This window comes from Enterobacter cloacae complex sp. HYC003_NIDB (genome assembly GCF_056673375.1).
In genome coordinates this window covers 747,205-768,031 of record NZ_CP114220.1, presented here as the reverse complement: position 1 = coordinate 768,031, position 20,827 = coordinate 747,205, and the positions used below count along the sequence as shown (strand labels likewise).

Annotated in this window: 15 protein-coding genes and 6 pseudogenes; 8 read left to right on the top strand and 13 right to left on the bottom strand. The window is 51.7% G+C overall.

Going from position 1 to position 20,827, the window contains the following annotated elements:
* The first annotated feature begins 18 nt into the window (after positions 1 to 18).
* Entirely contained in the window at positions 19 to 357 is a 339-nt protein-coding gene (tnpB, locus tag O1722_RS03655; RefSeq protein WP_028018554.1) for an IS66 family insertion sequence element accessory protein TnpB, read from the top strand.
* A 49-nt stretch (positions 358 to 406) separates the two neighbouring features.
* A pseudogene (locus O1722_RS03650) lies at positions 407 to 665 on the top strand (IS66 family transposase); the annotation flags it as partial.
* A 22-nt stretch (positions 666 to 687) separates the two neighbouring features.
* Here the strand turns inward: O1722_RS03650 and O1722_RS03645 are convergent.
* The 5 genes from O1722_RS03645 to O1722_RS03625 all read right to left on the bottom strand — a co-directional run bounded on the left by O1722_RS03645 (position 688) and on the right by O1722_RS03625 (position 4,499).
* Positions 688 to 966, bottom strand: a complete 279-nt coding sequence (locus tag O1722_RS03645) for an EAL domain-containing protein (RefSeq protein ID WP_007898884.1) — start codon at positions 964 to 966, stop codon at positions 688 to 690.
* 261 nt (positions 967 to 1,227) lie between these two features.
* On the bottom strand, positions 1,228 to 2,232 hold the full coding sequence (locus O1722_RS03640) for an IS110-like element IS5075 family transposase (RefSeq protein WP_000427619.1): 1,005 nt from the start codon (positions 2,230 to 2,232) through the stop codon (positions 1,228 to 1,230).
* Positions 2,233 to 2,406: 174 nt separating this feature from the next.
* Positions 2,407 to 2,832, bottom strand: coding sequence for a glutaredoxin-dependent arsenate reductase (gene arsC / locus O1722_RS03635; RefSeq protein ID WP_007898882.1), 426 nt, complete (start codon positions 2,830 to 2,832; stop codon positions 2,407 to 2,409).
* 12 nt (positions 2,833 to 2,844) lie between these two features.
* Complete coding sequence (locus O1722_RS03630) at positions 2,845 to 4,134, bottom strand: arsenic transporter (protein WP_007898880.1); 1,290 nt, start codon at positions 4,132 to 4,134, stop codon at positions 2,845 to 2,847.
* 44 nt (positions 4,135 to 4,178) lie between these two features.
* A complete protein-coding gene (locus tag O1722_RS03625) occupies positions 4,179 to 4,499 on the bottom strand; it encodes a transcriptional regulator (protein ID WP_022649397.1) in 321 nt (106 codons plus the stop codon).
* A gap of 85 nt (positions 4,500 to 4,584) precedes the next feature.
* Here O1722_RS03625 and arsH point away from each other — a divergent pair, with 85 nt between their 5' ends.
* A complete protein-coding gene (arsH, locus tag O1722_RS03620; protein WP_007898876.1) occupies positions 4,585 to 5,283 on the top strand; it encodes an arsenical resistance protein ArsH in 699 nt (232 codons plus the stop codon).
* 128 nt (positions 5,284 to 5,411) lie between these two features.
* Here arsH and O1722_RS03615 read toward each other — a convergent pair whose 3' ends face one another.
* The 3 genes from O1722_RS03615 to O1722_RS03605 form a co-directional block, all read right to left on the bottom strand.
* A complete protein-coding gene (locus tag O1722_RS03615; RefSeq protein ID WP_004206574.1) occupies positions 5,412 to 5,717 on the bottom strand; it encodes a PadR family transcriptional regulator in 306 nt (101 codons plus the stop codon).
* 10 nt (positions 5,718 to 5,727) lie between these two features.
* Complete coding sequence (gene chrA / locus O1722_RS03610; protein WP_004206572.1) at positions 5,728 to 6,933, bottom strand: chromate efflux transporter; 1,206 nt, start codon at positions 6,931 to 6,933, stop codon at positions 5,728 to 5,730.
* A gap of 175 nt (positions 6,934 to 7,108) precedes the next feature.
* Positions 7,109 to 7,687 (bottom strand): recombinase family protein, encoded by a 579-nt coding sequence (locus O1722_RS03605; RefSeq protein WP_016151342.1) that lies wholly within the window; start codon positions 7,685 to 7,687, stop codon positions 7,109 to 7,111.
* Between the two features lie 158 nt (positions 7,688 to 7,845).
* On the opposite strand from O1722_RS03605, the pseudogene O1722_RS03600 reads away from it, so the two are divergent.
* Positions 7,846 to 9,573: pseudogene (locus tag O1722_RS03600) on the top strand (Tn3 family transposase); the annotation flags it as partial.
* 278 nt (positions 9,574 to 9,851) lie between these two features.
* On the opposite strand, the gene O1722_RS03595 reads toward O1722_RS03600, so the two are convergent.
* Complete coding sequence (locus tag O1722_RS03595; RefSeq protein WP_000427619.1) at positions 9,852 to 10,856, bottom strand: IS110-like element IS5075 family transposase; 1,005 nt, start codon at positions 10,854 to 10,856, stop codon at positions 9,852 to 9,854.
* 403 nt (positions 10,857 to 11,259) lie between these two features.
* Positions 11,260 to 12,269, bottom strand: a pseudogene (locus tag O1722_RS03590) (zinc-binding alcohol dehydrogenase family protein).
* A gap of 352 nt (positions 12,270 to 12,621) precedes the next feature.
* On the opposite strand from O1722_RS03590, the gene lacI reads away from it, so the two are divergent.
* The 4 genes and pseudogenes from lacI to O1722_RS03570 all read left to right on the top strand — a co-directional run.
* Complete coding sequence (lacI, locus tag O1722_RS03585) at positions 12,622 to 13,704, top strand: DNA-binding transcriptional repressor LacI (protein WP_007851507.1); 1,083 nt, start codon at positions 12,622 to 12,624, stop codon at positions 13,702 to 13,704.
* Between the two features lie 121 nt (positions 13,705 to 13,825).
* Positions 13,826 to 16,899, top strand: a pseudogene (lacZ, locus tag O1722_RS03580) (beta-galactosidase).
* A gap of 51 nt (positions 16,900 to 16,950) precedes the next feature.
* On the top strand, positions 16,951 to 18,204 hold the full coding sequence (lacY, locus tag O1722_RS03575; RefSeq protein WP_003846917.1) for a lactose permease: 1,254 nt from the start codon (positions 16,951 to 16,953) through the stop codon (positions 18,202 to 18,204).
* A 65-nt stretch (positions 18,205 to 18,269) separates the two neighbouring features.
* Positions 18,270 to 18,410, top strand: a pseudogene (locus O1722_RS03570) (maltose acetyltransferase domain-containing protein); the annotation flags it as partial.
* 14 nt (positions 18,411 to 18,424) lie between these two features.
* Here O1722_RS03570 and O1722_RS03565 read toward each other — a convergent pair.
* The 3 genes and pseudogenes from O1722_RS03565 to O1722_RS03555 form a co-directional block, all read right to left on the bottom strand.
* Positions 18,425 to 18,800 (bottom strand): annotated as a pseudogene (locus tag O1722_RS03565) (IS1 family transposase).
* Between the two features lie 44 nt (positions 18,801 to 18,844).
* Positions 18,845 to 19,120, bottom strand: a complete 276-nt coding sequence (locus tag O1722_RS03560; protein ID WP_000179213.1) for an IS1-like element transposase — start codon at positions 19,118 to 19,120, stop codon at positions 18,845 to 18,847.
* Positions 19,121 to 19,285: 165 nt separating this feature from the next.
* Positions 19,286 to 20,419: a glutathione-independent formaldehyde dehydrogenase gene (locus tag O1722_RS03555; RefSeq protein WP_017384068.1), complete on the bottom strand. Its 1,134-nt coding sequence runs from the start codon at positions 20,417 to 20,419 to the stop codon at positions 19,286 to 19,288.
* Positions 20,420 to 20,827 lie beyond the last annotated feature (408 nt).

Here is a 20,827-nt window from a genome sequence, read left to right as displayed (position 1 = left end):
AAAGGAAGTGATAACCACCTGCCAACAGGCACCAAAATCTGGCTGGTTGCCGGTATCACCGACATGCGCAACGGCTTCAATGGTCTCGCCGCAAAGGTGCAGACGATGCTGAAAGATGACCCGATATCCGGCCATGTCTTCATCTTCCGGGGCCGCAGCGGCAGTAAGGTCAAACTGCTGTGGTCCACCGGCGACGGGCTGTGCCTGCTGACCAAACGGCTGGAACGCGGCCGCTTCGCCTGGCCCTCTGCCCGCGATGGCAAAGTGTTCCTGACCCCGGCGCAGCTGGCAATGCTTCTGGAAGGCATCGACTGGCGGCAGCCTAAAAGACTGCTTACGTCCCTGACCATGTTGTAGGCCTCTTTATCCTGGTTGTCGTTGAATAAGCCTGGTAAAATGCGGGCTTATGAACAACACCTCCCCCTGACGACATCCTTCTGCTGAAACAGCGCCTGTCCGAACAGGAAGCGCTGAACCGCGCCCTGCTGGAAAAGCAGGCCGACCGGGAGCGCGAAATAGACCATCTGCAGGCGCAGCTGGATAAGCTTCGCCGGATGAACTTCGGCAGTCGTTCTGAATAAATCTCCCGCCGCATCGCGCAGATAGAAGCCGACCTGAACCGGCTTCAGACAGAAAGCGATACGCTGACGGGTCGGGTTGCCGATACGGGCCGGGCCCCGTATCGTTTTAACCCTGAATATTCATCGCAGATATTGTTTCGGGTTTTCCGGTATACCAGCCCTGAACTAGGTAACCGGGGCCAAGAGAACGGACGAATTCAAACTGTCCTGGCGTTTCCACCCCTTCAAACACCAGTGGTTTGCCAGTACCACGTAACCCTTTCACCACAGAAACAAGTAGCGCTCGCTTCACCGGGTCATCAATATTGGCAATAAAAATACGGTCTATTTTTATCTCATCGAAATCCAGTACCGTCAGCCATTCAATATGGGGGCCGCTTGGCAAACGGAATCTATGGTCACTCCCGTTTTTGCAACACCGATTTTGACGACAAGTTGGCTTGCTTGAATCTATCCGGCGTCTGAATGGGATTTTATTCCCGCGCCTCGATGAGTTCCGCGCCTGATGAACCTCCAGAAAATATACGGCTTCAATGAGCCTTTCCGTTTTACAGGTTCCTCAACAGGCCGGTGGGCCGTTAGTATCATCAATATCAGTATTCGCAAAACCAGATGAATGATTGTTTAAACTGGTGTATTTCTGCCTTTATGCTTCGTAAGTTTGCTGTCGCGCCGTCAGTGCCCAGGCTATTCTGGCCAGCTTGTTTGCCAGAGCACAGGTGACGACAAAGTTGCTTTTCCGACACAACAACTCCCTGACCCAGTCGGCCAACTTGCCAGACTGGTGTTCCAGTTTTTGTATGAATACCCTGGCACACTGAACCAACAAAGTTCGGATCTTTTTGTTGCCCCGCTTGCTAATCCCTAACAATGTCGTCCGACCTCCCGTGCTGTACTGTCGGGGTACCAGCCCTGTTGCCGCCGCAAAGTCACGGCTGCTGGCGTACTGCTTCCCGTCGCCAATCTCAGTTGAAATAGTACTGGCAGTCAGCGTTCCAACGCAGGGAATACTCAGCAAGCGCTGTCCAACCTCATCTTCGTCCAACTTTCGTTTCAACTGAGATTCCAGATCTTTAATCTGCTCAACAAGATAGTGATAATGCTGTTGTAATTTCAGCAGTAACTGGCTGAGATAAAGAGGCAAACTACTGTCCTCAAGAAGGGTACTCAGTCGACTAATAACGGCAGCACCTCGCGGAACGCTGATACCAAATTCCAGCAGAAAAGCATGCATCTGATTAGTTGTTTTCACCTTATCCTGAACCAGGGATTCACGGACACGATGCAGAGCTCGCATTGCCTGCTGAGATTCGGTTCTGGGCTGCACGAAACGCATAGATGGACGTGATGCTGCTTCACAGATAGCTTCAGCATCAACGAAGTCATTTTTGTTGCTTTTAACGAATGGGCGGACAAATTGCGGTGATATCAGCTTTGGAAAATGCCCTAACTCTTCCAGCTTGCGTGCCATAAAGTGAGAACCGCCACAGGCTTCCATCGCGATGGTTGTTGCCGGGCATGTCGCCAGAAATTCGATTAGCTTTGGTCGGGTGAATTTTTTACGGTAAACGGCCTTCCCACGATGATCCTGACAATGAATATGGAAAGAGTTCTTACCCAGATCGATACCAATAAGCGCAATGTTTTCCATGATGGTTCTCCGAATGAAAGCCTGTCCTCAGCATAGTACTGGGAAGGAGGGAGTGACCATCTCATTAAATATCCTACGTTAAGCCTGTTTCTTTAGCTGGCATTACAAAAAGCGAGCGTCTGCATGGTACAGACAGACACCCGAATACGATAAAAATGAGACGAAAAAAACAGGTTACTTAACCCGCTTCCCCGTTTCGTCAATGATCTTTTCGCCGTCCTCTTTGGTAAACGCTCCTTTCTGACCTTCAGGTAGAATATCCAGCACTATTTCTGAAGGGCGGCAAAGACGAGTGCCAAGCGGCGTAACGACTACCGGCCGATTAATCAGGATCGGATGTTGAAGCATAAAATCAATCAACTGCTCATCACTGAATTTCTCTTCATCAAGGCCCAGGTGTTCATAAGGCTCAACATTCTTACGCAGCAATGCACGCACCGTAATTCCCATATCTGAAATAAGTTTAATCAGCTCATCACGGGTCGGTGGCGTATCGAGATAATAAATAATGGTCGGTTCGTTACCGCTGTTACGGATCATCTCCAGCGTGTTGCGTGAAGTGCCGCAGGCCGGGTTGTGATAGATGGTAATGTTGCTCATATCTTTATCTCATTACAAAGTGATGGAAAGCCGCAACGCCAGCGCGGCCAGAGTGACAAACAGCACGGGCAGAGTCATGATAATGCCCGTGCGGAAGTAATAACCCCAGGTGATCGTTATATTTTTCTGGGCAAGCACATGCAGCCAAAGCAGGGTTGCCAGACTGCCAATCGGGGTGATTTTCGGGCCTAAATCGCAGCCAATCACGTTGGCATAAATCATTGCCTCTTTGACGACGCCAGTCGCCGTACTCCCGTCAATCGACAGCGCGCCAATCAGCACCGTCGGCATATTGTTCATCACCGACGACAGGAACGCGGTCAGGAAGCCGGTGCCGAACGTTGCTGCCCATAACCCCTTTTCTGCCAGCAGGTTCAGTACACCAGACAGATACTCCGTGAGCCCGGCATTGCGCAGGCCATAGACCACCAGGTACATGCCCAGCGAAAAAATCACGATCTGCCATGGCGCACTGCGCAGGACTTTCCCTGTGTTGATGCCATGACCTCTTTTCGCCACGATAAACAGTACTGCTGCGCCAGCAGCTGCTATCGCGCTGACAGGGATCCCCAGCGGCTCCAGAACGAAGAAACCGACAAGCAGCAATAACAGGACAATCCAGCCCGCCCTGAACGTTGCCGCATCCTTTATCACACTGGCAGGCGTCTTCAGCAGCGAAACGTCATACGTTGCCGGAATATCCCTGCGGAAGAAGAGATGCAGCATGATCAGCGTGGCCGCAATCGCTGCCGCATCCACGGGGATCATAACGGAGGCGTACTGCGTAAAGCCCAGATCGAAGAAGTCCGCCGAGACGATATTCACCAGGTTAGAAACAATGAGTGGCAGGCTGGCCGTATCTGCAATAAATCCTGCAGCCATGACAAAGGCCAGTGTCGTGCCCTGGCTGAACCCCAGTGCGAGCAGCATCGCAATCACAATCGGCGTCAGGATCAGCGCGGCGCCATCATTGGCGAACAAAGCAGCAACAGCGGCACCGAGCAAGACTATCCAGGTGAACAGCAGGCGGCCACGTCCGTTACCCCAGCGGGAGACGTGCAGTGCGGCCCATTCAAAGAAGCCGGACTCATCGAGCAGCAGGCTGATGATGATGACCGCAATAAATGCCGCTGTCGCGTTCCAGACGATATTCCAGACAACGGGAATATCAGAGATATGGATGACACCGGTTCCCAGCGCCAGCACAGCCCCGATACTCGCGCTCCAGCCAATACTCAGGCCTCTGGGTTGCCAGATCACCAGTACCAGCGTCAGTAAAAATATACTCCCTGCCAAAAGCATCTCAGACCCCATCATATATGATTTTGTAAATATGTTTTCCTGCCTCAGCAGGAGGTGCAGGCTGATTTGTCCAGCCATTCACGTACATCCTCGCGCAGACACTGCCAGGTCGTCGTGATTGTCTCTGCTGCCCACGCCGGAATATGGGGTGACAGACGATAGTGGATCCATTTGCCTTCCCGACGGTCAAGAACCAGATCAGCCTCGCGAAGGATAGCCATATGTCGCGAAATTTTGGGCTGCGATTCGCAGGTGGCAACGCAGATATCGCAGACGCACAATTCTCCGGACTCACGGAGAAGCATGACGATGGCTAGCCGTGTTTCATCCGACAGGATTTTGAAAAGCTGAACAGGTTGTAGCATTTTTCACTCCGTTCCCTTTAGAATACACATATGTTAGATCATATATATTAACTTTAAAATCACCTGTTCTCTCCGGAGGAGAAAAATGGAACAATTTCCAGCCCTGAATACTGACTGTTTTGATCAACATATTGCCGAACGTCTGCACCTGCAGGAGCCCCCACGGATTCTGATCCTGTATGGCTCATTAAGGGAGCGCTCCTACAGTCGCTTTGCCGCGGAGGAAGCAGGTCGCCTGCTGACGGCGATGGGCGCGGAGGTGAAATTCTTTAACCCCTCCGGTTTACCCCTGCCGGATGATGCCCCGGATACGCACCCTAAAGTCTCCGAGCTACGCGGGCTGGTCAGATGGTGTGACGGGATGGTGTGGAGCTCGCCGGAACGGCACGGGGCTATGAGCGCGGTGATGAAGGCGCAGATCGACTGGATACCGTTGAGTGAAGGCGCGGTTCGTCCTTCGCAGGGCAAGACACTTGCAGTGATGCAGGTTTGCGGCGGTTCGCAGTCCTTCAATGCCGTGAACCAGATGCGCATTCTGGGCCGCTGGATGCGGATGTTCACAATTCCCAACCAGTCCTCGGTGGCGAAAGCCTGGCAGGAATTTGATGAGAACGGAAGGATGAAGCCGTCCTCATGGTACGACCGTATCGTAGATGTCGCAGAGGAGTTGTTTAAAATTACGTTGCTGCTCAGGGGACAAACCAGCTACCTTGCAGATCGCTACAGCGAACGAAAAGAGAGTCATCAGGAACTTTCGTACCGCGTCAATCAGGAAAAAATATAACGCCTTCTGATCGTATAAATACACACCATGAGCGTTTTCACAAAGTCTCCTTCTGCCAGGCAGCGGATAATCTTACATGTGTCTGTCGTTTTCAGAAGACGGCAGACCGGACTAAAACCATAGGCATATCATTTGCCTTCAACAAGTTCACCGAACAGCTCTTTCACCCTGTTTCTGGCGTCCGTTAGCGCTATGTGCCCTTGTCCGGTGATTTCATATACTCGCCGACTTCGTCGACCGGCCTGAACATGTCGTGAGGTGAGATACCCCTTCTTTTCCATACCGTGCAGCATCGGATACAGGGTACCCGGGCTGAGTTGATAACCGTGGTGTCGCAATTCCTCAATGATGCCCAGACCAAAGACGGGTTCTTTGGCTGCATGATGCAGGATGTGCAAACGGATCATCCCGCCGTAAAGATCTTTGTCGGTCACGCCCGGAACCTCACAGTGCTAAACTCAACAACCAACCCGCAACACCGCAACTCACTACGACCAGCCACGGCGGCAGTTTCCAGAACATCAGAGCGACCAGTGCCACAAGGGCAAGGCCGAAATCTTGCGGAGCGAGAACTGCGCTCGTCCATACTGGTTGATAGAGAGCTGCCAGCAGAAGGCCAACTACGGCTGCATTAATACCCTGCAACGCTGCTTGTGTACGGATATTGCGGCGCAGACTTTCCCAGAACGGCAATGCTCCCACAATCAGAAGGAAGGACGGTGCGAAAATTGCCAGCAGACAAACCAGACCACCCAGCCAGCCAGAAGGCACCTGGTTCATCGAAGCCCCGAGAAAGGCTGCAAAAGTGAACAACGGTCCAGGAACGGCCTGGGCAGCGCCGTAGCCAGCCAGGAATGTATCAGTGCTGACCCAGCCAGAAGGAACGACTTCAGTCTGCAGTAATGGCAGCACGACATGCCCGCCACCAAAAACCAGTGATCCGGTCCGGTAGAAAGTTTCTACCATTAACAGCGTCGGATTTGGGAATATCGCCGTCAGCAATGGTAACCCTGTCAGTAGCACAAAGAACAGCGTGAGCCAGAACAATCCGACGCGACGCCGTATTGAAACGGGCAGCGGATCATGTACCGTCGTCTGCTGAGGTTTGAACAGTAACATGCCAGTGACAGCCGCAGTGACGATTACTCCCACCTGTCCCCAGGCCGATGGCACAAGAAGCACAAAGCAGGTTGCCACTGCCATGACAGTAATACGCGGTATATCCGGGCAAAGATTTCGGGCCATGCCCCATACAGCTTGCGCGACCACCGCAACGGCTACCACTTTCAGCCCATGCAATACACCAGAGGGCATCACATCCCCGTAACTGGTCATCCCCAGCGCAAACAGGATCAGTGCAACTGCTGACGGTAGCGTGAAGCCGGCCCATGCTGCCAGCGCCCCGGTATAACCGGCCCGGGACAGCCCGAGCGCTATACCAACCTGACTGCTTGCTGGTCCCGGAAGGAACTGGCACAGAGCGACCAAATCTGCATAGCTGCGCTCGGTCAACCACTGCCGTCGCGTCACAAACTCATCGCGGAAGTAACCCAGATGGGCAATTGGGCCGCCGAAGGATGTCAGGCCAAGTCGGAAGAAAATCAGAAAGACAGCCCAGGGGCTGTGATCATTCCTGGCAGTATCGTTCATGGTCAGATCCTGATTGCTGGTTTTAGTGGCTATTATAATCGAATTTCGTTATCGAAATTCGATTATAATAGCCACTGCTCCCTGTGGATAGAATGATGTTTCATGCTTTCCAGATGTTTACTTCAAGAACAGTTTCAACTGCCTGGCCAGTTATGGGCTTTATTCACATTCAGTATTATTGCTGTCCTGCTTTTACCCGGAGTATGGTTTGCCGGGTGGTATTAAATTCTCTGGCAACCGCACTGATACTGGCCCCGGAATTAAGGCGCTCTGACACTATTTTTTTTTGCTCCTCGCTCAAGATGGGCGGACGACCGAAGCGTTTCCCGGCTGATCTTGCCCGAGAAATCCCTGAATGTGTGCGTTCAATCAGCAGATCCCTCTCAAACTCAGCCACAGCTGAAATCACCTGCATAGTCATTTTTCCGGCCGGGCTGGTTAAATCCGCACCTCCGAGAGCGAGACAATGAACACGGATATCTAAAGTAGCCAGTTGTTCAACTGTTTTTCGGATATCCATCGCATTACGGCCGAGTCGGTCAAGTTTGGTGACAATCAATACGTCACCGCTTTCCATTCGATCAAGCAACCGGATGAACCCTGGTCTTTCGCTGGCAGCAACCGAACCACTTATATGTTCCTCAATCAGCCGCTGGGGTCTGATGGCAAAACCCGCCGCTTCAATTTCATGGCGCTGATTTTCTGTATTCTGTTCCAGAGTGGAGACCCGACAGTAGGCAAAAACTCGTGACATAGGAAACTTTCCGTACGCAAAGGGTGTCCGAATTATAACGTATGTACGAAACAAATTTCGCTGACTTTCGGACATATTGTTTGCGAGGCGTACGAAACCGACCGGTTTCGGTCAGTGCGAATGATAACTTTAATGAACTATGTGCAGGGGAAGCATTTATGCCACGGAGACAAATACTCAGTAGTGAAGAAAAAGAACGCTTGTTGATTGTGCCAGATGATGACGTATTTCTGACGCGCATGTGCTTTCTGAGTGAACATGACCTCGCGCTCATTAATTAACACCGCAGGCCAGCTAACCGTCTGGGCTTTGCAGTTTTACTCTGTTATTTGCGAGGACTAGGGTTTCCTCCCGACAAAAGTATTTCACCTCACGACTGTGTTGTCTTCAGGCTGGCGGCTCATTTGAAAGTCCAGTCTGATTTGTGGGCCGAGTATGCATCAAGAGAGGTCACCCGCTGGGAACATCTGGCTGAACTCTACCGCTACCTGGAATTATCCCCTTTTAACCGGGCGCTGCAAAAAACCTGTATTCGCCACCTTTATCCCCACGCCATGCGGACAGACAGAGGTTTTTTACTTGCGGAGGAAATGCTCTCCTGGCTCCACAATAATAAGGTTATTTTCCCCTCTGTTGAAGTGATCGAACGAACCCTGGCCGAAGCAACAACACTTGCCGACAGGGCGGTTTTTTCTGCGCTTACCGCGCAGCTTGAACCAGGGCATAAAGCGGCACTGGACCGTCTGTTGGTATCTGAGGGTGAGCAACCTTCACGGCTGGCCTGGCTGCTCCAGCCTCCGGGAAAAATTAATGGTAAAAATGTCCTGCAACATATCGACCGGTTAAATGCGATTGAGTCGCTGGCACTCCCTGACGGCATTGCACTTTCCGTTCACCAGAACCGACTCCTGAAACTCGCACGCGAAGGCAGGAAAATGAGTAGCCGGGATCTGGCAAGATTCACGGATGTTCGCCGTTATGCCTCGCTGGTTTGTATCATATCGGAGGCCAGATCCACCCTGACTGACGAAGTTATTGATCTGCACGAGCGTATTCTGAGTAGTCTGTTCAGCAGGGCAAAACGTACTCAGGCCGAGCGGCTCCAGCAAACGGGAAAGCTGATTCAGAGTAAACTGAAGCAATACGTTACCGTCGGACAGGCATTACTTAACGCCAGAGAGTCCGGGGAAGATCCCTGGGCCGCAATAGAAGACGTCCTTCCCTGGCAGGAATTCATCAACAGCGTGGAAGAGACGCGGTTCCTGTCACGTAAGGACAACTTCGACCCGTTGCATCTGATCACAGAAAAATACAGTACGTTGCGTAAATACGCCCCCCGGATGCTGTCCGTGTTGCAGTTCAGGGCTGCACCCGCCGCAATGCAGCTCAGTGACGCATTGGATACCGTCAGAGATATGTATAGAAAACAACTCCGAAAAGTACCGCCTTCCGCGCCAATCGGGTTCATCCCGGAAAGCTGGAGAAAGGTTGTGATCACCCCCACCGGCATTGACCGAAAATATTACGAATTTTGCGTGCTGAATGAACTGAAGGGAGCCTTACGTTCAGGTGACACCTGGGTAAAGGGGTCACGCCGCTACAGGAATTTCGATGATTATCTGATCCCGTCAGACGATTTTGAAAAATCACTCCGGGATAACCAGTTACCCCTTGCTGTTCCGGCCGATTGCCATGAATACATCAAGAGCCGTTTGACGCTTCTTGCATCGCGTCTGGAAGAAGTTAACGCGATGGCGCTGGCCGGTGATTTACCCGATGTTGATATATCGGATAAAGGCGTGAAAATTACCCCGCTGGATAACAGTGTCCCTTCAGCAGCATCCCCTTTTGGCGATCTGGTTTATGGCATGCTCCCTCACCCTAAAAGGGGGCCGCTTGGAAAACGGAATCTATGGTCACTCCCGTTTTTGCAACACCGATTTTGACGACAAGTTGGCTTGCTTGAATCTATCCGGCGTCTGAATGGGATTTTATTCCCGCGCCTCGATGAGTTCCGCGCCTGATGAACCTCCAGAAAATATACGGCTTCAATGAGCCTTTCCGTTTTACAGGTTCCTCAACAGGCCGGTGGGCCGTTAGTATCATCAATATCAGTATTCGCAAAACCAGATGAATGATTGTTTAAACTGGTGTATTTCTGCCTTTATGCTTCGTAAGTTTGCTGTCGCGCCGTCAGTGCCCAGGCTATTCTGGCCAGCTTGTTTGCCAGAGCACAGGTGACGACAAAGTTGCTTTTCCGACACAACAACTCCCTGACCCAGTCGGCCAACTTGCCAGACTGGTGTTCCAGTTTTTGTATGAATACCCTGGCACACTGAACCAACAAAGTTCGGATCTTTTTGTTGCCCCGCTTGCTAATCCCTAACAATGTCGTCCGACCTCCCGTGCTGTACTGTCGGGGTACCAGCCCTGTTGCCGCCGCAAAGTCACGGCTGCTGGCGTACTGCTTCCCGTCGCCAATCTCAGTTGAAATAGTACTGGCAGTCAGCGTTCCAACGCAGGGAATACTCAGCAAGCGCTGTCCAACCTCATCTTCGTCCAACTTTCGTTTCAACTGAGATTCCAGATCTTTAATCTGCTCAACAAGATAGTGATAATGCTGTTGTAATTTCAGCAGTAACTGGCTGAGATAAAGAGGCAAACTACTGTCCTCAAGAAGGGTACTCAGTCGACTAATAACGGCAGCACCTCGCGGAACGCTGATACCAAATTCCAGCAGAAAAGCATGCATCTGATTAGTTGTTTTCACCTTATCCTGAACCAGGGATTCACGGACACGATGCAGAGCTCGCATTGCCTGCTGAGATTCGGTTCTGGGCTGCACGAAACGCATAGATGGACGTGATGCTGCTTCACAGATAGCTTCAGCATCAACGAAGTCATTTTTGTTGCTTTTAACGAATGGGCGGACAAATTGCGGTGATATCAGCTTTGGAAAATGCCCTAACTCTTCCAGCTTGCGTGCCATAAAGTGAGAACCGCCACAGGCTTCCATCGCGATGGTTGTTGCCGGGCATGTCGCCAGAAATTCGATTAGCTTTGGTCGGGTGAATTTTTTACGGTAAACGGCCTTCCCACGATGATCCTGACAATGAATATGGAAAGAGTTCTTACCCAGATCGATACCAATAAGCGCAATGTTTTCCATGATGGTTCTCCGAATGAAAGCCTGTCCTCAGCATAGTACTGGGAAGGAGGGAGTGACCATCTCATTAAATATCCTACGTTAAGCCTGTTTTTTGAGCTGGCATGGCGGGCAGCTATGAGCGAAGTATAGTCATTCGCCCTATCTCTTTTGTCGCACTTTCAACAAGGGGGTCGCTTGGAAAGCGGAACGAGGTCAGTCTCCGCCCGGACTGCTCAGCTCTTTAAACAGCAAAAGAGAGGCATCTTATGAGAAGGGATTGTTCAGTATGTCAGGGCAGACTGCTTTTTCATCCGCAGGTACTGAGGGTAAATGCTCAATTCCGGTACGATTCTTACTCTATAGCCAGACAGAATTCAGCATTGTGCTGAACCCGAATCTTTTTTTACTCTGACAGGCCTGTTCATCAGAACCCTGAAAAAACAATTTTCCCGTTCACATTTTTATTTTCCATGTCCTCATGAGCCCGGCGAAGTGCTTTAGCATTCAGCCTGCCATACTCTGCCAGCAACGGAGGTTTGAGCTTACCGGAATCCAGCATGCATGAGAGTTTGTTAAGAATATCATGCTGTTTAGACATGTCCGCAGTAGCATGCATGGGGCGGGTAAACATTGCCTCCCAGTGAACAGAAACGCTCTTAAATTTGATCAAACGCAGATCCAGTGGTTCAGGGTCGTCGATGAGTCCGATACGGCCTTGTGGGGCAATAATTTCGGCCATATTTTCCCAGGCAGATGGCGTGGTGTACGTTGAGAAAATCCGGGTAATGGGAGGGAGTCCAGCAAGGCTGGCAACCTGTGGCGCAAGCGCACATGAATGATCCAGGACATAATGCGCACCAAACCCGCGAACCGCTCTGACACTCTCCTGCCGGGAGGCAGTCCCGATGATGTTCACCCGACTCAGAGTGCGGGCAAGCTGTATAGCCATACAAGGGACTCCGCCCGCACCGCCAAGCATCAACAGGGTCTGATCAGCATCTCCGTTCACTGACAACTGCAGACGATCAAATAACATTTCCCAGGCTGTCAGACCGGTCAGAGGAACCGACGCTGCAGCTTCAAAACTTAGTGCTGCCGGCTTTATCCCCGTAATGCGTTCGTCAACCAGCTGAAACTCTGCGTTGGCTCCCTGGCGATCGAGCACACCGGCATAGAAAACGTGGTCACCTGGCCTGAACAGCGTCACCTCTGGTCCGGTTGCTTCAACAACACCGGAAGCGTCGTATCCCATAACTACCGGATTGCCTGCAGAGGGACTGATGTTTCGCCGGCTTTTCAGGTCCCGTGGGTTAACCGCGACCGCCCTGACTCTGATCAAAAGATCACGCCCCTTGGGCATGGATGGGTGGGGAAGCGACAAATCTTCAATAACGGATGTACTTTCCCGGGTTGCCAGAAACCAACGGCTTTCATTCTGTCTCCTTAAAAAGGTCAGTCACCAGATAAATAAATGTAAAAGTGTGCGGAACGCGATACCCGCCAGTGCCCCCGGCAGTGCAAATCGAAAAATACGCGGAAAGCGGGCGCTGGGTAATGCTGTCAACCTGTTGATGACTATTTTAATCTGTAGTCATTCAATCCTTGTAACATCAGGATGATCCTGGTGTCAGTGAAAATACGAAATCAACACGTTGGTATCATTACCCACCTGTGAACTGACGTCGGCATTTTGAATCTCACTTCGGCGTGCCCCCTCCGAATGGCGCAAAACATTTCGTGGTATGGCATGATAGCACCCGAAGAGAGTCAATTCAGGGTGGTAAATGTGAAACCAGTAACGCTATACGATGTCGCAGAGTATGCCGGTGTCTCTTATCAGACCGTTTCCCGCGTGGTGAACCAGGCCAGCCACGTCTCTGCGAAAACGCGGGAAAAGGTGGAAGCGGCGATGGCGCAGCTGAACTACATTCCCAACCGCGTGGCACAACAACTGGCGGGGAAACAGTCGTTGCTGATTGGCGTTGCTACCTCCAGTCTGGCCCTGCACGCGCCGTCGCAAATTGTCGCGGCGATTAAATCTCGCGCCGATCAACTGGGTGCCAGCGTGGTGGTGTCGATGGTAGAACGAAGCGGCGTCGAAGCCTGTAAAGCGGCGGTGCACAATCTTCTCGCGCAACGCGTCAGTGGGCTGATCATTAACTATCCGCTGGATGACCAGGATGCCATTGCTGTGGAAGCTGCCTGCGCTAATGTTCCGGCGTTATTTCTTGATGTCTCTGACCAGACTCCCATCAACAGTATTATTTTCTCCCATGAAGACGGTACGCGACTGGGCGTGGAGCATCTGGTCGCATTGGGTCACCAGCAAATCGCGCTGTTAGCGGGCCCATTAAGTTCTGTCTCGGCGCGTCTGCGTCTGGCGGGCTGGCATAAATATCTCACTCGCAATCAAATTCATCCGATAGCGGAACGGGAAGGCGACTGGAGTGCCATGTCCGGTTTTCAACAAACCATGCAAATGCTAAATGAGGGCATCGTTCCCACTGCGATGCTGGTTGCCAACGATCAGATGGCGCTGGGCGCAATGCGCGCCATTACCGAGTCCGGGTTGCGCGTTGGTGCGGATATCTCGGTAGTGGGATACGACGATACCGAAGACAGCTCGTGTTATATCCCGCCGTTAACCACCATCAAACAGGATTTTCGCCTGCTGGGGCAAACCAGCGTGGACCGCTTGCTGAAACTCTCTCAGGGCCAGGCGGTGAAGAGCAATCAGCTGTTGCCCGTCTCACTGGTGAAAAGAAAAACCACCCTGGCGCCCAATACGCAAACCACCTCTCCCCGCACGTTGGCAGATTCCTTAATGCAGCTGGCACGACAAGTTTCCCGACTTGAAAGCGGGCAGTGAGCGCAACGCAATTAATGTGAGTCAGCTCACTCATTAGGCACCCCAGGCTTTACACTCTATGTGTCCGGCTCGTATGTTATGCGAAAATGTGAGCGGATAACAATTCACGCAGGATACAACTATGACAATGATTACGGATTCACTGGCCGTCGTATTACAACGTCGTGACTGGGAAAACCCTGGCGTTACCCAACTTAATCGCCTTGCGGCACATCCCCCTTTCGCCAGCTGGCGTAATAGCGAAGAGGCTCGCACCGATCGCCCTTCCCAAGAGTCGCGCAGCCTGAATGGTGAATGGCGCTTTGCCTGGTTTCCGGCACCAGAAGCGGTACCAGAAAGCTGGCTGGAGCGCGATCTTCCTGACGCCGATACTGTCATCGTCCCCTCAAACTGGCAGATGCACGGTTACGATGCGCCTATCTACACCAACGTGACCTATCCCATTGCGGTCAATCCGCCGTATGTTCCCACGGAGAATCCGACGGGTTGTTACTCGCTCACATTTAATGTTGATGAAAGCTGGCTACAGGAAGGCCAGACGCGAATTATTTTTGATGGTGTTAACTCGGCGTTTCATTTGTGGTGCAACGGGCGCTGGGTCGGTTACGGACAGGACAGTCGTTTGCCGTCTGAATTTGACCTGAGCGCATTTTTACACGCCGGAGAAAACCGCCTCGCGGTGATGGTGCTGCGCTGGAGTGACGGCAGTTATCTGGAAGATCAGGATATGTGGCGGATGAGCGGCATTTTCCGTGACGTCTCGTTGCTGCATAAACCGAGCACGCAAATCAGCGATTTCCATGTAGCCACTCACTTTAATGATGATTTCAGCCGCGCTGTACTGGAGGCAGACGTTCAGATGTACGGCGAGCTGCGCGATGAGCTGCGGGTGACGGTTTCTTTGTGGCAGGGTGAAACGCAGGTCGCCAGCGGCACCGCGCCTTTCGGCGGTGAAATTATCGATGAGCGTGGTGGTTATGCCGATCACGTCACCCTACGTCTGAACGTCGAAAACCCGAAACTGTGGAGCGCCGAAATCCCGAATCTCTATCGTGCGGTGGTTGAACTGCACACCGCCGACGGCACGCTGATTGAAGCAGAAGCCTGCGATGTCGGTTTCCGCGAGGTGCGGATTGAAAATGGTCTGCTGCTGCTGAACGGCAAGCCGTTGCTGATTCGCGGCGTTAACCGTCACGAGCATCATCCTCTGCATGGTCAGGTCATGGATGAGCAGACGATGGTGCAGGATATCCTGCTGATGAAGCAGAACAACTTTAACGCCGTGCGCTGTTCGCATTATCCGAACCATCCGCTGTGGTACACGCTGTGCGACCACTACGGCCTGTATGTGGTGGATGAAGCCAACATTGAAACCCACGGCATGGTGCCAATGAATCGTCTGACCGATGATCCGCGCTGGCTACCCGCGATGAGCGAACGCGTAACGCGAATGGTGCAGCGCGATCGTAATCACCCGAGTGTGATCATCTGGTCGCTGGGGAATGAATCAGGCCACGGCGCTAATCACGACGCACTCTATCGCTGGATCAAATCTGTCGATCCTTCCCGCCCGGTACAGTATGAAGGCGGCGGAGCCGACACCTTCGCAACCGATATTATTTGCCCGATGTACGCGCGCGTGGATGAAGACCAGCCCTTCCCGGCTGTGCCGAAATGGTCCATCAAAAAATGGCTTTCGTTGCCTGGAGAGACGCGCCCGCTGATCCTTTGCGAATACGCCCACGCGATGGGTAACAGTCTTGGCGGCTTCGCTAAATACTGGCAGGCGTTTCGTCAGTACCCCCGTTTACAGGGCGGCTTCGTCTGGGACTGGGTGGATCAGTCGCTGATTAAATATGATGAAAATGGCAATCCGTGGTCGGCTTACGGCGGTGATTTTGGCGATACGCCGAATGATCGCCAGTTCTGCATGAACGGTCTGGTCTTTGCAGACCGCACGCCGCATCCGGCGCTGACGGAAGCAAAACACCAGCAGCAGTTTTTCCAGTTCAGTTTATCCGGGCGAACCATCGAAGTGACCAGCGAATACCTGTTCCGTCATAGCGATAACGAGCTCCTGCACTGGATGGTGGCGCTGGATGGCAAGCCGCTGGCAAGCGGTGAAGTGCCTCTGGATGTCGCTCCACAAGGTAAACAGTTGATTGAACTGCCTGAACTACCGCAGCCGGAGAGCGCCGGACAACTCTGGCTAACGGTTCACGTAGTGCAACCGAACGCGACCACATGGTCAGCAGCCGGACACATCAGCGCCTGGCAGCAGTGGCGTCTGGCGGAAAACCTCAGCGTGACACTCCCCTCCGCGCCCCACGCCATCCCGCAACTGACCACCAGCGAAACGGATTTTTGCATCGAGCTGGATAATAAGCGTTGGCAATTTAACCGCCAGTCAGGCTTTCTTTCACAGATGTGGATTGGCGATAAAAAACAACTGCTGACGCCGCTGCGCGATCAGTTCACCCGCGCACCGCTGGATAACGACATTGGCGTAAGTGAAGCGACCCGCATTGACCCTAACGCCTGGGTCGAACGCTGGAAGGCGGCGGCCATTACCAGGCCGAAGCAGCGTTGTTGCAGTGCACGGCAGATACGCTTGCCGACGCGGTGCTGATTACCACGGTCCACGCGTGGCAGCATCAGGGGAAAACCTTATTTATCAGCCGGAAAACCTACCGGATTGATGGAAGTGGTCAAATGGCGATTACCGTTGATGTTGAAGTGGCGAGCAATACGCCACATCCGGCGCGGATTGGCCTGACCTGCCAGCTGGCGCAGGTAGCAGAGCGGGTAAACTGGCTCGGATTAGGGCCGCAAGAAAACTATCCCGACCGCCTTACTGCGGCCTGTTTTGACCGCTGGGATCTGCCATTGTCAGACATGTATACCCCGTACGTCTTCCCGAGCGAAAACGGTCTGCGCTGCGGGACGCGCGAATTGAATTATGGCCCACACCAGTGGCGCGGCGACTTCCAGTTCAACATCAGCCGCTACAGTCAACAGCAACTGATGGAAACCAGCCATCGCCATCTGCTGCACGCGGAAGAAGGCACATGGCTGAATATCGACGGTTTCCATATGGGGATTGGTGGCGACGACTCCTGGAGCCCGTCAGTGTCGGCGGAATTCCACCTTAGCGCCGGTAGCTACCATTACCAGTTGCTCTGGTGTCAAAAATAATAATAACCGGGCAGGCCATGTCTGCCCGTATTTCGCGTAAGGAAATCCATTATGTACTATTTAAAAAACACAAACTTTTGGATGTTCGGTTTATTCTTTTTCTTTTACTTTTTTATCATGGGAGCCTACTTCCCGTTTTTCCCGATTTGGCTACATGACATCAACCATATCAGCAAAAGTGATACGGGTATTATTTTTGCCGCTATTTCTCTGTTCTCGCTATTATTCCAACCGCTGTTTGGTCTGCTTTCTGACAAACTCGGGCTGCGCAAATACCTGCTGTGGATTATTACCGGCATGTTAGTGATGTTTGCGCCGTTCTTTATTTTTATCTTCGGGCCACTGTTACAATACAACATTTTAGTAGGATCGATTGTTGGTGGTATTTATCTAGGCTTTTGTTTTAACGCCGGTGCGCCAGCAGTAGAGGCATTTATCGAGAAAGTCAGCCGTCGCAGTAATTTCGAATATGGTCGCGCGCGGATGTTTGGCTGTGTTGGCTGGGCGCTGTGTGCCTCGATTGTCGGCATCATGTTCACCATCAATAATCAGTTTGTTTTCTGGCTGGGTTCTGGCTGTGCATTCATCCTCGCCGTTTTACTCTTTTTCGCCAAAACGGATGCGCCCTCTTCTGCCACGGTTGCCAATGCGGTAGGTGCCAACCATTCGGCATTTAGCCTTAAGCTGGCGCTGGAACTGTTCAGACAGCCAAAACTGTGGTTTTTGTCACTGTATGTTATTGGCGTTTCCTGCACCTACGATGTTTTTGACCAACAGTTTGCTAATTTCTTTACTTCGTTCTTTGCTACCGGTGAACAGGGTACGCGGGTATTTGGCTACGTAACGACAATGGGCGAATTACTTAACGCCTCGATTATGTTTTTTGCGCCACTGATCATTAATCGCATCGGTGGGAAAAACGCCCTGCTGCTGGCTGGCACTATTATGTCAGTACGTATTATTGGCTCATCGTTCGCTACCTCAGCACTGGAAGTGGTTATTCTGAAAACGCTGCATATGTTTGAAGTACCGTTCCTGCTGGTGGGCTGCTTTAAATATATTACCAGCCAGTTTGAAGTGCGTTTTTCAGCGACGATTTATCTGGTCTGTTTCTGCTTCTTTAAGCAACTGGCGATGATTTTTATGTCTATTCTGGCGGGCAATATGTATGAAAGCATCGGTTTCCAGGGCGCTTACCTGGTGCTGGGTCTGGTGGCGCTGGGCTTCACCTTAATTTCCGTGTTCACGCTTAGCGGCCCCGGCCCACTTTCTCTGCTGCGTCGCCAGGTGAATGAAGTCGCTTAAGAAATTAATGTCGGATACGGCGCGAGCGCCTTATCCGACCAACTTATCAGGACGGAATGTTAAAAATGAACATGTCGATGACAGAAAAAATAAAAGCAGGCAAGCTATTTACCGATATGTGCGAAGGCTTACCTGAAAAAAGACTTCGTGGGAAAACATTAATGTATGAGTTCAATCACTCGCATCCATCAGAAGTTGAAAAAAGGGTAATGACTCCAACTTATTGATAGTGTTTTATGTTCAGATAATGCCCGATGACTTTGTCATGCAGCTCCACCGATTTTGTGAGCGACAGCGACTTCCGTCCCAGCCGTGCCAGGTGCTGCCTCAGATTCAGGTTATGCCGCTCAATTCGCTGCGTATATCGCTTGCTGATTACGTGCAGCTTTCCCTTCAGGCGGGATTCATACAGCGGCCAGCCATCCGTCATCCATATCACCACGTCAAAGGGTGACAGCAGGCTCATAAGACGCCCCAGCGTCGCCATAGTGCGTTCACCGAATACGTGCGCAAACCGTCTTCCGGAGCCTGTCATACGCGTAAAACAGCCAGCGCTGGCGCGATTTAGCCCCGACGTATCCCCACTGTTCGTCCATTTCCGCGCAGACGATGACGTCACTGCCCGGCTGTATGCGCGAGGTTACCGACTGCGGCCTGAGTTTTTTAAGTGACGTAAAATCGTGTTGAGGCCAACGCCCATAATGCGGGCGGTTGCCCGGCATCCAACGCCATTCATGGCCATATCAATGATTTTCTGGTGCGTACCGGGTTGAGAAGCGGTGTAAGTGAACTGCAGTTGCCATGTTTTACGGCAGTGAGAGCAGAGATAGCGCTGATGTCCGGCGGTGCTTTTGCCGTTACGCACCACCCCGTCAGTAGCTGAACAGGAGGGACAGCTGATAGAAACAGAAGCCACTGGAGCACCTCAAAAACACCATCATACACTAAATCAGTAAGTTGGCAGCATCACCTGGCAGCTGAAAGTATGAATAATAACGCCCTGACAGGATATTTTATTGCACCCTGTCAAAAGTCATACATTCTTTCCCGGTTTTTGCTTTCTCATACCGGATAACTCTATTTAAGGCTTAAGGATAACCTTCGTCCATCCTTCATCCCGCTCATCGAAGTGCTTATATCCGGCAGGAGCCTCTTCAAGCGAAAGACGATGAGAAATTATTTTGCCCGGACTGGCTTTATCGTGATGGATGAGGCGAGACAGCTGACGGTTATAGGCCTTAACGTTCGCCTGGCCGGTACGGATTGCCTGTCCTTTAAACCAGAAACTCCCAAAATCAAATGGCATCTTACCCTCTCTGGCAAGCTCCGATTCAGCCCCCGGATCCTGAGGAATAAAGACGCCAACCACACCAATTCCCCCGGTTGCTTTCGTCGACGCAACAAGACTGTTCATGGTGACAGAGTTATCTTCATGGCCATGTTTGTTACAGCACTGATAGCCAACACATTCGCAGCCACAATCCGTACCGCGTCCATCCGTCAGGTCGAGAATTTTTTGTACAGCTTCATCGCCAGTAGCATTGATGCCCGTCGCCCCCATTTTTTCAGCCAGAGCCAACCGGTCTGTGTGCGTATCAACCACAAACACCTGTGAAGCACCTTTAATGATCGCCGAATGAGCTGCCATCAAACCGACCGGCCCCGCGCCATAAATGGCCACGCTTTCACCAGGCTTCAATCCGGCAAGTTCTGTTGCATGCCAGCCGGTAGGAAAAATGTCAGAGAGCATCACATAATCATCTTCTTTTTCTGCCGCATCAGGGGGAAGAACAAGGCAGTTAAAGTCGGCAAATGGCACCCGAAGCAGTTCCGCCTGCCCCCCCTCCCAGGGACCCATTTCAGCAAAACCATAAGCTGCGCCTGCCGAACCCGGATTGGTAGTGAGACAAAAGCCGGTCAGACCTTTTTCACAGTTTTCGCAAAAACCACATCCCACGTTAAACGGCAGACAAACATAGTCGCCCACCTTAATACGTTCAACGCCTGAGCCAATTTCGACCACTTCACCCAGGTTTTCGTGACCCAGAATCCGTCCCTGTTCAAAGCTGGTCCGGCCCTCATACATGTGCAAGTCCGACCCACAAATGTTGGTGGTGGTGATGCGGACGAGTACATCCGTGGGGCGGACAATTTTCGCATCCGGTACGTCTTTTACTTTTACATCATAAGGACCGTTGTAAATTACTGCTTTCATGATCTTCTCCTTCTTGCGTGCGGAAAGGAAATGCTGCCCGGCGGATTGGGGTATCAATCGAGTTTAGCTGCCATAACAGATCTCGCGATCGGCGAAAGGACGATTAGGATGTTTCTTAACTAAGTGCATTGAAGTCTGTAAGACAGGTACTTACCGATGAAGGCTGCCTGGAAAACGTAAAAACATCACACGTTAATCCGGTTTTTTTAAGCAGGCAGGGGATTACGGACAGCTTTGAGCGAGAAGCGGATAAAGTAAATCTATCTCATTTCTGCATTGTGCCAGAAGTAGACATAGGTGAATTAGGTAACCCTAGAGATGCACTTTGAATCAATGATATGAAATGCTGAAAAGGTTATTAACTAATTCAAAATTTGAATAATCAGTTATCTCTTCCATGCTTAATAC

What these genes read in the sequence shown, in the direction of transcription:
- O1722_RS03630 (WP_007898880.1), bottom strand. Translation starts at nt 4,134, where the DNA reads ATGCTTTTGGCAGGGAGTATATTTTTACTGACGCTGGTACTGGTGATC.
- O1722_RS03640 (WP_000427619.1), bottom strand. Translation starts at nt 2,232, where the DNA reads ATGGAAAACATTGCGCTTATTGGTATCGATCTGGGTAAGAACTCTTTC.
- O1722_RS03605 (WP_016151342.1), bottom strand. Translation starts at nt 7,687, where the DNA reads ATGTCACGAGTTTTTGCCTACTGTCGGGTCTCCACTCTGGAACAGAAT.
- O1722_RS03555 (WP_017384068.1), bottom strand. Translation starts at nt 20,419, where the DNA reads ATGAAAGCAGTAATTTACAACGGTCCTTATGATGTAAAAGTAAAAGAC.
- lacY (WP_003846917.1), top strand. Translation starts at nt 16,951, where the DNA reads ATGTACTATTTAAAAAACACAAACTTTTGGATGTTCGGTTTATTCTTT.
- arsH (WP_007898876.1), top strand. Translation starts at nt 4,585, where the DNA reads ATGGAACAATTTCCAGCCCTGAATACTGACTGTTTTGATCAACATATT.
- chrA (WP_004206572.1), bottom strand. Translation starts at nt 6,933, where the DNA reads ATGAACGATACTGCCAGGAATGATCACAGCCCCTGGGCTGTCTTTCTG.
- O1722_RS03625 (WP_022649397.1), bottom strand. Translation starts at nt 4,499, where the DNA reads ATGCTACAACCTGTTCAGCTTTTCAAAATCCTGTCGGATGAAACACGG.
- O1722_RS03595 (WP_000427619.1), bottom strand. Translation starts at nt 10,856, where the DNA reads ATGGAAAACATTGCGCTTATTGGTATCGATCTGGGTAAGAACTCTTTC.
- arsC (WP_007898882.1), bottom strand. Translation starts at nt 2,832, where the DNA reads ATGAGCAACATTACCATCTATCACAACCCGGCCTGCGGCACTTCACGC.